This is a genomic window from Paenibacillus sinopodophylli, from assembly GCF_005930355.1.
GTDB lineage: Bacteria > Bacillota > Bacilli > Paenibacillales > Paenibacillaceae > Pristimantibacillus > Pristimantibacillus sinopodophylli.
Genome location: NZ_VDBO01000017.1, coordinates 19,303 through 35,237 on the forward strand (window position 1 = coordinate 19,303; position 15,935 = coordinate 35,237).

General features: G+C 49.1%; 11 protein-coding genes. 3 read left to right on the top strand and 8 right to left on the bottom strand.

Features of this window, described 5'->3' with window-relative positions:
• Positions 1-494 precede the first annotated feature (494 nt).
• From FGT79_RS27805 to FGT79_RS27840, 8 genes are all read right to left on the bottom strand, one after another.
• A complete protein-coding gene (locus FGT79_RS27805; protein WP_138756101.1) occupies positions 495-1,352 on the bottom strand; it encodes a hypothetical protein in 858 nt (285 codons plus the stop codon).
• Positions 1,353-1,401: 49 nt separating this feature from the next.
• Entirely contained in the window at positions 1,402-3,495 is a 2,094-nt protein-coding gene (locus tag FGT79_RS27810; protein ID WP_138756102.1) for a 3-keto-disaccharide hydrolase, read from the bottom strand.
• Positions 3,496-3,587: 92 nt separating this feature from the next.
• Positions 3,588-5,159, bottom strand: a complete 1,572-nt coding sequence (locus FGT79_RS27815) for a response regulator transcription factor (RefSeq protein ID WP_138756103.1) — start codon at positions 5,157-5,159, stop codon at positions 3,588-3,590.
• Complete coding sequence (locus tag FGT79_RS27820) at positions 5,137-6,873, bottom strand: sensor histidine kinase (RefSeq protein ID WP_246096669.1); 1,737 nt, start codon at positions 6,871-6,873, stop codon at positions 5,137-5,139. Before FGT79_RS27820 ends, FGT79_RS27815 begins: the two co-directional genes overlap by 23 nt.
• An 83-nt stretch (positions 6,874-6,956) precedes the next feature.
• Positions 6,957-8,318 (bottom strand): ABC transporter substrate-binding protein, encoded by a 1,362-nt coding sequence (locus FGT79_RS27825; RefSeq protein WP_138756105.1) that lies wholly within the window; start codon positions 8,316-8,318, stop codon positions 6,957-6,959.
• 165 nt (positions 8,319-8,483) lie between these two features.
• Positions 8,484-9,314: a carbohydrate ABC transporter permease gene (locus tag FGT79_RS27830; RefSeq protein ID WP_138756106.1), complete on the bottom strand. Its 831-nt coding sequence runs from the start codon at positions 9,312-9,314 to the stop codon at positions 8,484-8,486.
• A gap of 31 nt (positions 9,315-9,345) precedes the next feature.
• Complete coding sequence (locus tag FGT79_RS27835) at positions 9,346-10,287, bottom strand: carbohydrate ABC transporter permease (protein WP_138756107.1); 942 nt, start codon at positions 10,285-10,287, stop codon at positions 9,346-9,348.
• 75 nt (positions 10,288-10,362) lie between these two features.
• Positions 10,363-11,727: an FAD-dependent oxidoreductase gene (locus FGT79_RS27840; RefSeq protein WP_138756108.1), complete on the bottom strand. Its 1,365-nt coding sequence runs from the start codon at positions 11,725-11,727 to the stop codon at positions 10,363-10,365.
• Positions 11,728-12,090: 363 nt separating this feature from the next.
• Between FGT79_RS27840 and FGT79_RS27845 the strand changes: the two genes are divergently transcribed.
• The 3 genes from FGT79_RS27845 to cyoA all read left to right on the top strand — a co-directional run bounded on the left by FGT79_RS27845 (position 12,091) and on the right by cyoA (position 15,894).
• Positions 12,091-14,103, top strand: coding sequence for a transglycosylase domain-containing protein (locus tag FGT79_RS27845; protein ID WP_425465051.1), 2,013 nt, complete (start codon positions 12,091-12,093; stop codon positions 14,101-14,103).
• 169 nt (positions 14,104-14,272) lie between these two features.
• Positions 14,273-14,551: a hypothetical protein gene (locus FGT79_RS27850; protein WP_138756110.1), complete on the top strand. Its 279-nt coding sequence runs from the start codon at positions 14,273-14,275 to the stop codon at positions 14,549-14,551.
• Between the two features lie 344 nt (positions 14,552-14,895).
• Positions 14,896-15,894, top strand: coding sequence for a ubiquinol oxidase subunit II (cyoA, locus tag FGT79_RS27855; RefSeq protein ID WP_425465050.1), 999 nt, complete (start codon positions 14,896-14,898; stop codon positions 15,892-15,894).
• Positions 15,895-15,935 lie beyond the last annotated feature (41 nt).

A 15,935-nucleotide genomic window follows, 5' to 3' on the forward strand; every position in this document is an offset into this window, starting at 1 on the left:
TATAATCGAATGTTCAACCATACCGTTTTGTGCAAAGATATGAGTGCATAGATATATCGTTAATAAAATCATATTGACCAAGGGATCTCTTACAAAAAGACATGATAAGCTTAAGCGCTGTTTTTGACCACCTGACAAATGACTTCCTCCGTTCACCAATCTCTGTCTCATATCCATATTCAAGCTGCCCAATTTCGGTATGGATACAAGCTTTCTCAGCAGCTTCTTTAATCTTTTCTTCCGTCGTCTCTTGATTGAACAAACGAATATTATCGACTACTTTATATAGAAGCAACCTGAAGGTTATATAGTATAAACGAATATAAAAAATGCTACATACAAATAGAACCAAATCGAATGGAATCCAACCTGGCTCTATTTCATTCATAGCTATACTTTATGCTGCCAAAAGACAAAGAACGTTCCCCCTGTTTACTAGAGGACCGTTCCTTATAGCTTTATTTGCGCTGCACAATTGTTATGTCTACCGCAGCTTATGGCAACCCTGTAAGCAGCAAACGCGAATAAACTGGCGGATTGATTTGAATGTTGGCTGCTTTCAACTGCTCTGCCAGCCAAGATTCATAAGCATCGTGAGCGAGCGATTGACCCGATACCGATCCAACAACATCGCCAGCCCCCCCCAGATGTTCCTTTAACCTGATCACCATGTTCGCAATCGTATAGGCATAGTAGACTTTCTCGCTGTACTGCTTAGGACCATAAATGGTTTGACCCTTAGCCACGCGACTCTTACGCTCGCTGTTCTCCGATTCCAGATTGGCTAGAAACGCCTGATAGCTGATATCCATGGCGATGCCGGCATTTCTCGCAGCGATCTGCAGCACCTTGATTTCGGTGAACCGCTCCAGCGTGAGCTTCTGCAAGGCCTCCATGGGCGTTTGTCCTTTCTGAGCCTGATACCAGAATGAGTCCGAGTTGACATCTCCTGAAGACGGTGCCCATTCGGCTGCAATTACGCTGCGCAGCTCCAGCATACGGGGCATCCATTCCCCAATGGTAATCGGCTCGCTATTGATCCATGCAACAACAGAAGCAGATACTTCAGACGGCTTCTCTGCATTGGACACGGGCAGAGGTGAGAATATCGATGCGTTGTCCCCATCCGCATCTGCTCCCGCATGCATCGCTGCTGGTGCAGCAGAACAAGCGGTGAACAGAAGCGACAAGATTAATAACAGAGGCATGCACAAAAACAATGCCCAACTTCCAGAATCGCTGCGTGGCTTCACCAAGTCAACTCCTGACGCACCAGCAGCCGAAAGATTGCCAACTGCTGCACCCTTCCTCGAACTAGACTTGTGAAGAACTCGGCATCGACTTTTCATCAACCACATTTCCCCTATCCCTCCACTTTATGCAGATTGGCTCGAGACTTAACTATTGAAACACTCGTACATTATCGTACGAGGCGAGGGTCGAATGACTCCGCAGTCCAATTTTGCCTGTCTGCAGCTCCGCCGGATTACCGGCCCAAGTAAGTGCCCACGTACCATTCACATAGCCTGTTATATTTCCGCCGCTTATCGAAGCTTTAAGCCGAATGAACTGCCCTGCGCTAATGGGCGAGGATGCGCTTGTCAGCAACTGAAGCGTTCCCGCTTTCTTCTTATAAAGATCAACGGTATTACTCGTATCGTTCAGACGCAGCATATAGAAGTTATTCGCATCTTGATAACGGAACAAAATGCCGGCGTTCCCACCATTAGAAATGATCTTAATATCTGCTTCTACACTGTAATCAGTCCAAGCTATATCGCCTGCGTAAGCAATAAATTCTCCCGATATTGCGCTCTGTACATAGGAGAGCGTCCCGTCGCTCTGCACGGCCCAGCTGCCGCCGCTTGTCGTCCAGCCGTTAGCATTCCCATCCTCGAAGGTATCTGAGAACAACGTTACAGGAACTGGAACTGATCCTGTGTATTCATGCACACCAATGTCAGGGATGCCATTGTACAACGGATTGCCGAAGAAATCCCTTCCACCATTGCCTGTGATGGATTTACCTTTATTAATGGCGGGAGACGCTGGGTTCAGCTTATAAGCATCGGCGGTTGCGAAGCTCGATGCACCCCCTCCATTCACAAAGAGAGGGTTACCTACCACTTTGTTAGGATCATTGGCGGTGCCTGTATTGGCTCCATAGAACAAATTACTGTCATATTGAACATTCGGACCGACTTCATAATTACCGCTGCCCATATTATAGAAGATATTATTGCTGTAATAAGCCATACCTGTATTACTGCCCTCAGTTAAAAGATTGTACGTACCGTTAGTTCGATAGATGACGTTGTTGTATACGTACAGGTTGCCCCCGTTATTGACCAAATCGAAGGTTCCGAACGCATCGCCATCGTTCTGGCTGATGTTATAGCGGAAGATGTTGCCGTCTGTATTGTTCATGACAAGCAGCGCTCCGCCTTCATTGTGATGACTGAAATTATATTGATAGATGCTGTTGTACACATCGATATCGAAGTCCCACGCCTGGCCATCACCGTTAATGACTTTTGTATTGAAAGCTTCATTGTTCTGGAACACAGCTCCCGTCGTCGCATATGCCCATTGCGCGGCCACGACGTAGATCGGGTCCAAATAGCTGACGATGGACGTATTGACGTCGCTGCTAACACCGATCTCATTGGTCGTGTTGTATTCAATCAGCGGAGAAATGGACGAACGTACGAGAATACCATCCCGGTGAATGCGTTCAACATAATTGTCGCGAATGACTACATTCGTAAAGGCATTGAACTTGTGCGTCCAAGAAGCGTTAAAGAAAGCATCTGTCATGACCTGAATGCCTGTATCCGCCACGTTAATCACGGTGTTGTTCTCGATCAGCACATCATCCCAGGTGCTCTCCGGCATCCAATTGCTTCCCCGCGCATAGAAGTTAATGCCTCCAGTTCTACGATTCGTACCAAAAACATCATGAATATCGTTGTTTCGAATATAAATATGCTGGAATGCTCCGGCTCCTGTACCTTCTCCGAGCACCAGTATGCCGCTTCGTTTGCGGTCGGTCGCATGCTGTCCACTCGTAATTTCTAGGTTGTTAATCTCCCAGTAGGAGACGTTTTTAAGCCTGACACCGAATCCGTCTCCCTCCACCTCGGTGTCCCCAAAGTTAATGAGCGGCTTAGAACCCGAACCGTAGCTATCGACCACAATAGGACTACCGCTCGTCCCTGAGCCTTGTAGATCCAAATACTGGTTGTTCCAAATCGAACCCGATTTGAGCAAAATTCTGTCTCCTGGACTAAAAATGGTACTATTCACCTTTGGTAGTGTTCGCCAAGCATTCGTGCTGCTCGTTCCTGTATTAGCGTCGTTCCCTGCGGTAGCATCCACATAATAAGTTGTGCCTGCGGCTTCCACCGTTTTCGTGCGAATAGGACTACCTGGTGTGACAACTGAAAGAGAAATAACGATAATCAGCAACGAAATTTTGAATAAGAGCGCTTTCATAAATATGCCTCCTAAAGTCAGATGGATGGTACCCTCCAATTAGTTCATTAAAAGCAAAAGCGCAGGATGCCTGAGCGGCACCCTTGCTCTTCTTATTGTCCTTTGTATTCACTAGGACTTTTGCCGCTGTACTTCTTGAATACCTTGGAGAAGTATGCACGATCCGAAAAGCCGATCGTATACGCTACATTCTCAACCGTTTCATGCTCTTTCTTCAGCATAGCGATTGCGAGATTAATCTTATATTGGTTAACGTAGTCCGTGAAATTAACACCTGCCAGCCGTTTGAAAAACCGCGAGAAGTAGCTTGCATTAAGATGCAAATGTGCCGCCATATCGAAAGAAGTAACCATTCGGTCGGCATGCTCCTCTAAATATAAATCAATGGCTTGTAGTCGAATATCCTTTTCGCTCCCTGCTTGAAACCCGTTGAACTGCTGTCCGAGCAGATTGCGCAGTTCCCGCTTCGCCAACCGTGCCGCCTCGTCTGATGTAAAGGCATGACCTATAAGCGCGTAGAAGCCATCCTCCACTTCGGTATTCGTCTCGTAAGCGGACTGACGCACCAAATCGGCCAATCGTTCCTTCACCGCACGCGGGTTCAACTGCTCCGTTGCCGCCTGCTGGGTCAAACCGTTAACCGCTAGATCAAATAAGGACATATTGCCTTCGGAGAAGCCCAGTGATAACAGCGATCGCTCCTTGTCACCTCTTCCTTCGGAGGGCTGTCGGAAGCAGATTGGCGTCTCCGGTACCAGGGCAAATGCTCCAGAAACGTAGAATCCACTGTCACAGCGGCTCATCAAGGAGTGATATGAAGCACCAATCTGATGAAAGGGATACGCATTCCCGCTGTACACGCCGCTCAGCTCTACCTTCAAATACTGATGGGCTTTCTCTCCAACCCTCGTCAGATAAGTTTGAAGTGAATCGTCCAGGCCGACTGCCTTATCGACGTTCGAGATAATATAAATATCCGATTGCCCGCTAGGTAACGCCGTCATTCCCGTGCCCGCCGATAGCTCGGAAGCAATATTGGCAACGGCGAAATGAATAAGCGGCAGATCCTGTTGCCGATAGCGATCCAGAGCACTTGCTGCGTCGATATGCAGCACAGCATGCTGGAAATATGGAAGCTTCCATGAGATGCCCAGCCGTTCTCCGAATAACAGCAGCTCCTTCTCGCTGCTGCCGGCCAGCAATTGCTTGAGAAAGCTTTGCTTCAACGCTTCCTTGTGCCGCATCATATCCTGCTGCAGCGTATAGCGATCCAACAGCTCGCGGCGACTACTGATGCGACGTATCGCTTTGTCCAGACTGGTCGCAAGCTGCCTCGCCGACAGCTCATCCTTGATGATATAATCGTCCGCATCCAGTTGAAAGGCCCGCTTGGAATATTGAAAATCCTCATAACAAGTTAGAAATAACAATCTCACCTCAGGATTAATAACCCGAAATGCTTCGGCCAGCTCAAGCCCATCCATGCCTGGCATGCCAATATCGGTCACGACGATATCAGGCTCGGTGAGTTTGAATAGCTCCAGCGCTTGCTCGCTCGCAGAAGCTGAGGCAACAAGCACCAGACCCAAATTCGATTCGTCCAGCAGCCGGCCGACGTACTCCAGCATCGGGACATCATCGTCAATAAGCATGATCTTCATCATGGTGCTCCGCCTCCTTTCTGCTCTGCATCGGAATTTGCAGGATGAAGCTCATGCCGCCACTCTCACCTTCGGCAGCCGTCAAGCGCGCACGGTGGCCATAGAGCACCCGCAATCGCCTTGCGGTGTTGACGAGCCCTACGCTTTTCTCCTGCGCAGGCATGTTGGACTCCGCGTCCAGCAGCCGTTGATTCAGACTGATGATAGCCTCTCCAGACATCCCGCGACCGTTATCACGAATCTCAATTTCCGCCATCCGACCTGCTATGCGGGCAAACAACGAGATAATCGGAAATTCGGGACGAGCCGAGAAGCCATGAATAATAGCGTTCTCCACAATCGGCTGCAGCAAGAGCCGTGGCAGAGATAGATGCGGCAAGCCTTCGTCCAGCGTAACAGCGAAGCGAATATCGAGCCGATTGCGAATCTGCATCACCTGAATGTAGCTATCCAAGATGTTGACTTCCTCAGCAAGCTCCAGCGGCGCATCTACCCTGACGTAGGCACGCAGCAGCTTCATCAGCGAGTCGATCATTCCGCCATGTGCGTCGTCGCCCGCCATCAGAAGATTGACCTTGATCGAATTAAGCGTATTAAGCAAAAAGTGGGGCCGAATCTGCGCAGCCAAGGCTTGCAGCTCCAGGAGCCGCTTCTCCTCTTGTTCATTCTCCATACGCCGAAGCAGTTCATCCATCTCATCGAGGATCTGATTAAAGGCTGCTGACAATACCGCTACTTCGTCCTTGCCTTGCACAGGGATGCGTACGACCCGGTTGCCGCCAACATATTGTTTGACGCTTGATCTTAGCAGACTGATCGGCTTGTTAATCTGCCTGGCCCAGAGCATAGATAGAATCAGGAAGAATAGGAAGAATAAACCTACAAGCGAGATGGAGACTAAAAATTCCTTATTGATTTGTCCGACCACGGAGCTCTGCGGCATGCGGCTCTCCAACTGCCAGCCTACTCTCGATAGGACCGTCTTGCTTGTCAGTAGGCTGCCTGATGATACCGAGTTGCTGCCATCATGCCTTGCAATCGGCGTGCCCGACCGATCGGACAGCGTAATGGAGACGGCCGGATTGCCCGTATCCAGCAGACCGCGGAAATAGTCGGCAGGGATGCCAATGAACAGGGTAGCCAGCCGCTCGCGATCAAGCGGATCAACAATGAACCGCACCGCATAATACGTATCTGGCAATGCTCCGTCCTCACCATCTGCGAACCAATGAAGCTCAGTCAGCTCCTTGGGGTCAAGCTTGCCTATCTCTTCCTGAAGCCCGGACGGCAGCTTTGTAAAGACGGGTCTGCTTTGGCTGGACATGATGACACGGTCATGATTATTAACGAGAAGAATCTCCACATTGACGTCAAGCGACTGAATGGAGAGTATGCTTGCAATCGCTTTCAATTTCTCTTGATGCGCGTAAGTCTCGTAATTTGCAAAGCTCTCCGCATCCTTCAAGCCGCGCAGCCGTTCGAGCACGTCTGAATCGTAAAATTGAGAGAAATAGACCGACGCAAAGGAAATACCGTCGATCGTTTTCTCCAGTTGGTTAGCAATGACATTCAGTGTCTCTTGACTGGCAAGGGTCATCTTGTCGCTTACATTACTCCCTACGGAAGAGTAGGACCAGAAGGTGACCGCGATGAACGGCAGCAGGATAAAGATAATGAAAGAAAACTGCAGTCTGCGATAGAAAGAAAATCGACTCATCCAATCCAAGCTGACATCCATCCTCACACTGATTTTTGTTTATTTTCTATTATATCTCATCGCTGCCGCTGCTCGGTCAACTTTTATTTCTGATTCGCTTGAACGACCTTCTCAACTTGAGCAGACATTTCCTTCTGGACTTCCTCGAAGCTGCGATCGTCCAGCATATAGCTGGCAAATCCGTTCTCAACGATTTTCTTAAGCTCACTTCCATAAGGAACGCTGAAGCTGTCAGGCATCTTGTTGCGTGGATCGAATAACGTTTTGGCCAAGGACTCGATATCGATTAAATTTGTATTTTCACTAAAAAATGTATTGAGCAGTGCAGTGCCGTCCACGTTCTTGAGGTTCGGTATTTCCTGCGTATATTTGTAGGCTTCCATTGTCATCCAACGCATAAAGTCAAAGGCTGCATCTTTGTTTTCCGACTTGGCTCCCATCGCAAGACCGCCGCTGGAAATATTCGTCATGCCTACATCTGCAGCACCCACCGAACGCGGCAGCGGTGCGTATACCATTTGGAAATCATGCGGGAACTTCTCCAAGTTCAGACCAGCCCGAACGGCGTAGCTCGGAACAGCCAGCATGCTTGCATTGCCGGCAAAAAATTGCTGCAGCACATGATAATTAGCGGCCAATACGTCAGCATAAGGCTCTACGCTCTTGTCTTCCTTCTCCATAGCACGGCGCAGATTAAAGAAGTAATTGAAAGAAGGATCATCAAATACTGGCTTCAAATCGTCGCTGAGCTGGGGATTGGAGCGCTCGGTATAGGCTATGATGTTCGGATATTCACCCCATGTGTGGAAATAGGTTCCATAGTGATCCTTAGTAGTCAGCTTCTTGGCATACGTACGGAAGTCATCCCAGGTCCAGCCCATCTCCGGCAGCGCAAGCCCTGCTTCTTCAAGGTGCTCGCGGTTGAAGACCGTGAACCACTGCGTAACGCTGTTCATTAGACCATAGACCTTCTGATCCATCTTGAGCACTTTAAAGTATTCATCCTCAGCTTTAATGCCTTCTGCCTCTAGATAGCTGTCAAGCGGTTCTACCACACCGCGCGACGCGCGCTCCATAAGCGTCTCTTCGTTGCCCGTCATAAAGACGTCTATAACCTCGCCGCCAGCGATTAGCACGTCAAGCTTGCTCAAAAATTCTACGCTGTCGCTGTTCTGCACAAGCGACACATATTCTACCTCCACTTTGTCTTGCGATTTGTTATACGCCTCGACCGCTTGGAAAGTAGGCTCCTCTGGCTTGTTGGCCTTAAAGGTGTAGAATTTGATCTTGGACTTCGCTGCCGGATCGGCCGATTCCGTCGCCGCGGTTGACGTACCCGCAGAAGCGGATGGACTGGCTGACTGTCCGCCGCCGTTGTTTCCTCCGCATGCTGCAAGCGGTACAATAATGATCAAACTGATAAGCAAAGCTAATGCTCTCTTCAAGTTGAATCCCCCTAATTAGATGATCACTGCAGGCTCATTATATAATGGCTGGAATCTAAGTACCGTGTATCGTATTGCGGTTAATACGTGGATATTTTTGACTTCATGTACGCGCCTCACAGGTCAATCATCTTACAGCAGGAAGCGGCGTTCATCTGTTCATCCTCAGCCCTTGACACCGCCGATGGCAATCCCGTTGATAACCTGCTTCTGCAGCAACAGGAACAGCGCCAGCAGAGGAACGATTGCCGACAAGGAAGCCATCATCATGACTGAGATTCGGGTTCCAAACTCCTCCTTGAAGAACTGCATGCCGAGCGGAATCGTGAACAGGTCGTTTGAATATAGGAAAATAAGCGGACCTTGGTAATCGTTCCACGTCCAGATAAACTTGATGATGCCCACGGTCGCCAGAATAGGCTGACTTAGCGGAAGGACAACACTCCAGAAGACACGAAAGAATCCAGCGCCGTCCAGTTCAGCAGCCTCGAGCATATCACTATGGATGCTTAGCATGAACTGACGCAGCAGAAACGTAAAGTAGCTTGAGAATAGTCCGAGCAAGATAAGCGAGGTATGCGTGTCATACAGCCCCATCTCTTTAATCATAATATAGCGCGGAACGAGGGTCGCCTGCTCGGGAATCATCATAAATGCCATCATCAAGCTAAAAATCAAGCCTTTTCCTTTGAAATTAAGCTTGGCAAGCGCATAACCAGCCATCGAACAGACCAGAATCGTGCCGATTGTAGACAATATGCTGATTTTCAAGGAATTCATATAAAACAGGCTGAAAGACACATCACCCAGCCAGACCGCCTTGAAATTCTGGACAAAATTCCATTGGTCCGGAATCCATTGAATTGGAAACGTCCATACGTCCTTTTCCGTCTTGGCGGCAGCGGACAGCATCCAGAACAGCGGCAATAGAAAAAATAGAGAGAGCGCGGCAAAGAGCAGCGTTAACAATAAATTGCTTACTTGTATTTTTTTCATCACAGCGGGCCTCCATTAAGTCTCAATAGGGTCAAGCATGGACCTTTCGGCTTTGCGTTATCCAGGTAATCGAAGTGACGAGGAGAATAAGCAGAAACAGCACCCACGACATTGCTGAGGCATACCCCATTCTGAAATTTTTGAAGCCTTCCTCGTAAATTTGATAAACGATGACTGTACTGGAGTGTACGGGCCCGCCGTTCGTCAGGAACTTAATCATGTCGAACACCTTGAAGGAAGAGATTGTACTCGTAATCGCCACGAAGAAGGTTGTTGGCGCCAGCAGCGGCAGGGTAATTAATCTAAACTGTTGGGTGCCGTTCGCTCCGTCGATTTTCGCAGCCTCGTACAACTCATCCGGTATATTCGTCATGCCTGCCAAGAAGATAATGATCTGATAGCCTATCAACTGCCATATATAGATAATCATGATGGCTACCAGCGAGAAGCTCGTATCGACAAGCCAGCGCGGTGGATCCGACAGGCCAAGCTGTACAAGAAACTGGTTCAGTGGTCCCTTCGACGGGTGATACAGTGCAGACCAGACAGCTGCGATCGCAACAGTGGAACAAATATAAGGTATGAAAAAAGCCACTTTGAAATAGCTCTTGGCATATAGCTTCTTATGGATCAGCGCGGCCATCACAACGCCCAGTATCATCGTTATCGGCACTGTACCGAGCGCGAACAACAGATTATTTTTCAGGGCACGAAGAAATAAGTTATCCTGGAACAGTGCAATGAAATTATCCAAACCAATATAGTTAATGGCAGACAGACCGCCGACAAGGTTCCATTCGGTCAGACTCAGGAAAAGGCTGAATCCGAGTGGAAACACGGCCAGCAATAGCATGCCCAGCGCCTCAGGAGCAATGAAAAGCCAGCCGGCAAGCGCCTCACGCCGCTTGCGGTTCCAATAGGTTCTTGGGGGTACGGATGCCGCTTTCCGAAGTTCGACTTGTTCGTTTATCATGGGATACTCCCTTCCTATCGTTAAGTACATGCAATGGCAGTCATATTAGCATTTCGAAATAGCATAACTTGCGGCTCAAGCTCTAGAAGATCGAGCTGGCTCTTCGGGAAACGCTGGCAGATAAGCCCCTTCCTCACGCAGACGGTTCCTCAGGACATGGACATCAACCGCATGAACATCTCCCTGATTGCCCGAGACTGCCAGCACTGCTGCGATACCTGCCGCCTCGCCCATCGCCAGACATACCGGCATGACACGCACACTGCCGAGCACCTTGCGCTCACATGAGATTGAACGGCCAGCTACGAGCACGTTGCGCAATCCGCGCGGTGTAAGACAACGGTAGGGAATGCCGTGCGATTCGCCTGGACCGTACAGTTCAATGCTAGGCGCACTGCCGCTCTTCTGTTCTTTCTCCGTACCGTGCACATCGATGAAATAGCTATTGCGGCAAATCTCATCCTCAAAGCTTCTGCGCTCGACGTAATCATCCACCGTCAGGATATAGTCGCCGGTAATGCGGCGTGACTCGCGGGTGCCCATTAACGTCCCTGTACTCATAATGTAGGCGTTGCTGAAGCCAGCCGGATGCTCAGCAGCCAGCATGTCTCGATAAGCAGCAGCCATGCGCCGTCCTTGAATAAGCGCCCCTGACACCGATTTCGAATTCGTGTTGTCAACACCCCAGAGATGACCGGCGTTGAAGCCGACGGCACGAGGCGCGACGAGATTGTTGCATAGATGCGTATCTGGAATCAACGGATAATTTCCTGATCTGAAGGCTTCGTGAATCAGGCTTTGCGGATTGCCTGCATAGAGAAGCTGCCCGTTTAAATAAGCGTACTCGTCCACATTGCCGAGGATGAAGCAATGTGTGGCAGGCTGAAGATCACCCGTCACCTCGTCTCCCTTGTGGTACTCAGCACCCGCCCATGCCGCGACATCACCGTCACCTGTGCAATCGACATATACTGCTGCGCGGTATGCCTGCAATCCGCTCTTGTTGAGCACGACCAATGCCGTGATATTGCCTTCCGCATCCGTCTCCACTTGCGCTAGCGAGGTTAGGAATAATACGTCCGCTCCAGCCTCTGTGACGAGCTCGTCATACACAACTTTGAGCTTCTCGGGATCGATCGGAACCCAGTCCATCGCATCCGGTCTGACATGCGGCATTTGAGCCTTCAAAGTCTCAAAGACGCGGGCGGCAAGGCCTCGGTAGACCATCTTCTCCTTATCAGAGAAAGGACACCAGGCTGGAACCAGACCGGAAGTACCCATGCCGCCAAGGCTGCCCGTTCCTTCAATTAATAGTGTGCGCGCACCTTCACGAGCTGCGGCTGCAGCTGCGGTGCAGCCTGCCGGCCCGCCGCCGACAACGATGACGTCATAGGATTCGTCTAACGATATTTCTCTTTGTTTCATTACATAAGTTTCCATGTATACCATCCTCTTTTCGGTCTGTATATCTCTGTTTCCATGAATTACACCGCGTTGTTTATCGCTTCATAGTTATTGTAACAATCGGCTTCCCGCTTGACGGTATAGGTTTCATACACGTTTTCGTGTATTATTTTGACCTCGCCTGAGGCATGCAGGAAATACCCAAATCAAACAAATATTTGTGTAGATACGCAGCGCCTATGAATAGGGAGCTATCCGTTTTTCCATACTAAGGAAGAGTAAAGTTATGTATGGAAGGGAGCCCGCTCCATGACCAAATCATCCAAACGGCAGGCCACAATATGGCGTCGGTCCATTTTCCCCATCCTATCTGAAAGATTCCTTTCCCCTATTCTAAAAATGAAAAGATGGCTCCGTTGGTCAATTGCCGCATTCTGCTTGCTGATTCTCCTCATGTCAGGCACACTCATTTACTTGCGCACGCAATCGCTTCCGGTTGCCGCAATCAGCCAAACCTCACAGATGATAGATCTGCAAGGGAACGTCATCGATACTTTCCATGCAGGAGAGAACCGCCGTTCCGTTCAGCTCTCCGACATCTGCCACTACGTCATTGACGCAACACTGGCCATTGAGGATAAACGTTTCTACGATCACCGCGGCTTTGATATGAAGGGCATGGCGCGCGCCGTCGTTGTCAACGTACAAAGCTTATCCAAACGTCAGGGAGCCAGCACACTAACCCAGCAGCTCGCTCGCAATTTGTACCTTACACACGAGAGAACCTGGCAGCGCAAAATGAAAGAGGCCATGTATACCGTTCAACTGGAGATGAGCTATTCCAAGGACGAGATTCTAGGAATGTATTTGAATCAAATTTATTATGGGCACGGCTCTTATGGTATTGAAGCGGCGTCCATGATGTATTTCAACAAGCATGCCTCCGAGCTGACGCTGGCAGAGAGTGCCATGCTGGCTGGCATTCCGAAAGGACCCAAATACTACTCCCCTTACCTCAATATGAAAAATGCAAAAGATCGGCAGCTCACCATTCTGCAAGCGATGCTGGAGGGAGGTTCCATTACGTCTGAGCAAGCCGATGCTGCCTATGCCGAGGTTCTCAGCTTCCAAACACTGGGGACTGGTTCGCATGAAGGCTTTGCTCCTTATTTCCGCGATTATATTCGGTATATTGCCGTCGATAAGCTCGGAATTAATGAGCATCTATTGAATGAGGGCGGCATAACGATCTATACAACGCTTGATCCCTTGGCACAATCGACCGCTGAAGAGGTCATTGCGCAAGGAATACCAGAGAACTCCGAGCAGCAAGCCGCGCTCATCGCAATCGATCCTCGAAATGGATATATTAAAGCGATGGTTGGCGGTAGAGACTATAAGAAAAATCAATTTAATCGTGTTTTTGCCCAAACGCGCCAGCCCGGCTCCTCCTTTAAGCCGCTTCTCTATTTAACGGCCTTGCAAAGCGGCTACATGTCGCCGGTCACCAAATACAAAAGCGAACCAACCATCTTCACCTACGACGAAGGCCGGAAAACCTATGAGCCTCGTAACTACGGCGACAAATATGTGAATGAGCTGATCGACATGCGGCAGGCGCTGGCTAGCTCGGACAATATTTATGCTGTCAATACGATTATGACCGTCGGGGCGGATAAGGTGATTGAAACGGCACGAAAGCTCGGCATAGACAGTCCTATGCAGCCTGTTCCTTCACTCGCACTAGGCACTTCTCCAGTGAGCCCATTCGAGATGGCATCAGCCTTCGGTACGTTTGCTAGCGGTGGTCTACAGATTGAGCCTACAGCGATCATTCGCATCGAGGATCGAAAAGGACAGGTATTATATGAAGCAAAGCAGCAAGCCGAGCAGGTTATTACCCCTGCGGAGGCATATGTCATGACCAGCCTGCTCGAGAGCGTATTTGATGAAGGAGGAACCGCTCATCGTGTTTCTTCTATTATTAAACGACCTGTAGCAGGAAAAACGGGCACTACGCCAGCGGATGCCTGGCTCGTTGGCTACACACCTGAACTAGCCACTGCCGTATGGGTTGGATACGACAAGGACCGCAAACTTACCGTTGCCGAAGCCTATCGTGCAGCACCGATTTTCGCCAAATTCACGGAACAAACACTGGCCAGCGTACCGCCAAAGATCTTTCCCATTCCGGACGGCGTTGTCAACTTATATATTGAACCGACCAGCGGAAAGCTTGCGATCGGCGACTGTCCTAGCAAACGTTTGGAAACCTTTCTGAGTGGAACCGAGCCTACCGAGGTTTGCGGCAAGCCCGCAGCAGCAAACGAGAGCGGCGACGATGATCGCAAAGATGGGAACAAAGAAGCTGGCGGTTGGTGGACTGATTTGAAGCGTTGGTGGACAGACTAATGGAGCGGCACACTGCCGTGCTTGCGGTCTGTCGCGAATTGCCTATTTAGCCGCCTGCGCATACTTTTGTCTGATTTATGATCAAAAAGTGAAATTTCTTTGAACAAATGGTGGTGTTGTGTTATAGTAAAGATAAGAAAACACTTACAATTGATCGGGAGTGTTCAATATGACAACTAAAACAGCAACAATTAGCCAAGTTCAACATTCAAAATCAGATGTCAAGCGTCTTGTCAAGGCAATGACCGTAATTGCATGGGTCGTTTTAGCTATTGGCGTTGTGCTTAGCCTCGTTAATCTTAGCCATTTCAGCGATCGCAATGTTGGGCTCATGGTCGGCATCGGATTCCTAATCGGCAGTGTTCATATTTATGTCATTGGCACAGCCATTGGACTCGTCCATGCTCGCCTTAATCAAGAAACACCGTCGAATCATTCGGACAATTAGGATCGAACGCTGAGTAACATCTGTATAACGCTTCGTTAAATTAGACAGCTCCGCACGGCTATTGCCAAGCGGAGCTGTCTATTTATATATAGAAGGGACAGGTTTATGCTTGTTCCTCTTTGTTCATGAATTTTGCTGCTGCCATGAGACAAAAACGTGCCTTTTGGGTAATGATAGGAAGAGCAAATCCTGCAAGTTCCGCTCCTAAAGCTAACAGTTGTCTAAGCCGTGAACTTTCTATTACAGAATAAAGACGAATTATTGACGTAATTGTTAACCCCGCAGTTATTCGCTTGAAGATCTGCTATTGTAGTCGTAAGCAGTAATTTTGAGGAGTTGAACTGATGATGAGACCGTTTCTTCGTGTGCTGACACCCGTATTCATTATGCTAATGGCCGTTTTGCTTTCCGGCTGCGGCGAGCAGTTTATAGTGCTCGATCCTAAGGGGCCAATCGGCGAGTCTCAGAAAGATTTGATTTATTTTTCAACCATCCTATGCGCGGTCATTATTGTGCCCGTACTGATTTTGACAGCTATTATTGTCATTCGGTACCGCGATAAGCCCGGAAGCAAAGCTTCCTACAAGCCGAACTGGGAGCATAGCACGAAGCTCGAGATCACTTGGTGGGGTATTCCGATTGTAGCAATTGTGATTCTGGCAATCGTTACCGTTAAATACACGTATGCGCTTGAGCCATCCAAACCAATTGAATCAGCCAAAGAGCCTATCACGATTCAAGTAACGTCACTGGATTGGAAATGGCTGTTCCAATATCCTGATGAGGACATTGCGACTGTCAACTACATTAAAATACCTGAGGATGTTCCGATTAAGTTTCAGCTTACAGCTGATACAGCGATGAATTCCTTCTGGGTTCCACAGCTAGGCGGCCAGATCTATGCCATGTCCGGAATGGCTATGACGCTCTACCTGCAAGCCGATGAGCAAGGAACCTATTTCGGCACAGGGGCAAACTTCACGGGTAAAGACTTCGCGAAGATGACGTTCAAGGTCGATGCCACCTCGGAGGAAGATTATAAAGCTTGGGTGGATGAAGTTAAGGCTACATCACCTGCTCTTACCGCGGAGGGCTTTGAGCAACTGACGGAGCCAAGTGTCTCTAACGTGCAGTTGTTCTCCAGCTTCCCGCAAGGCTTGTTCCATAAAGTAGCCATGCAATATATAAATGGCGGCGGCGGTGCTCACCAGCATCATGGCAGTGCCGAGTCAGAAGCTGCTGATACGAAGGCAACAGATTCAAACACTGCTCCGGCAGATGCAGCAGAGACACACGACCACAATGCCAGCCATACGGATTCAAATGCTCATGCGGGCCATTAACCCGTCAACAAGCGAGTGTTTAAGAAGCGAGTTTGTGCCAC

Bases quoted from the DNA above. Each gene is read 5' to 3' on its own strand.
- FGT79_RS27810 (WP_138756102.1), bottom strand. From the start codon at position 3,495: ATGAAAGCGCTCTTATTCAAAATTTCGTTGCTGATTATCGTTATTTCT.
- FGT79_RS27850 (WP_138756110.1), top strand. From the start codon at position 14,273: ATGACAACTAAAACAGCAACAATTAGCCAAGTTCAACATTCAAAATCA.
- FGT79_RS27830 (WP_138756106.1), bottom strand. From the start codon at position 9,314: ATGAAAAAAATACAAGTAAGCAATTTATTGTTAACGCTGCTCTTTGCC.
- cyoA (WP_425465050.1), top strand. From the start codon at position 14,896: ATGATGAGACCGTTTCTTCGTGTGCTGACACCCGTATTCATTATGCTA.
- FGT79_RS27845 (WP_425465051.1), top strand. From the start codon at position 12,091: ATGAAAAGATGGCTCCGTTGGTCAATTGCCGCATTCTGCTTGCTGATT.
- FGT79_RS27840 (WP_138756108.1), bottom strand. From the start codon at position 11,727: ATGGAAACTTATGTAATGAAACAAAGAGAAATATCGTTAGACGAATCC.
- FGT79_RS27815 (WP_138756103.1), bottom strand. From the start codon at position 5,159: ATGATGAAGATCATGCTTATTGACGATGATGTCCCGATGCTGGAGTAC.
- FGT79_RS27835 (WP_138756107.1), bottom strand. From the start codon at position 10,287: ATGATAAACGAACAAGTCGAACTTCGGAAAGCGGCATCCGTACCCCCA.
- FGT79_RS27820 (WP_246096669.1), bottom strand. From the start codon at position 6,873: ATGAGTCGATTTTCTTTCTATCGCAGACTGCAGTTTTCTTTCATTATC.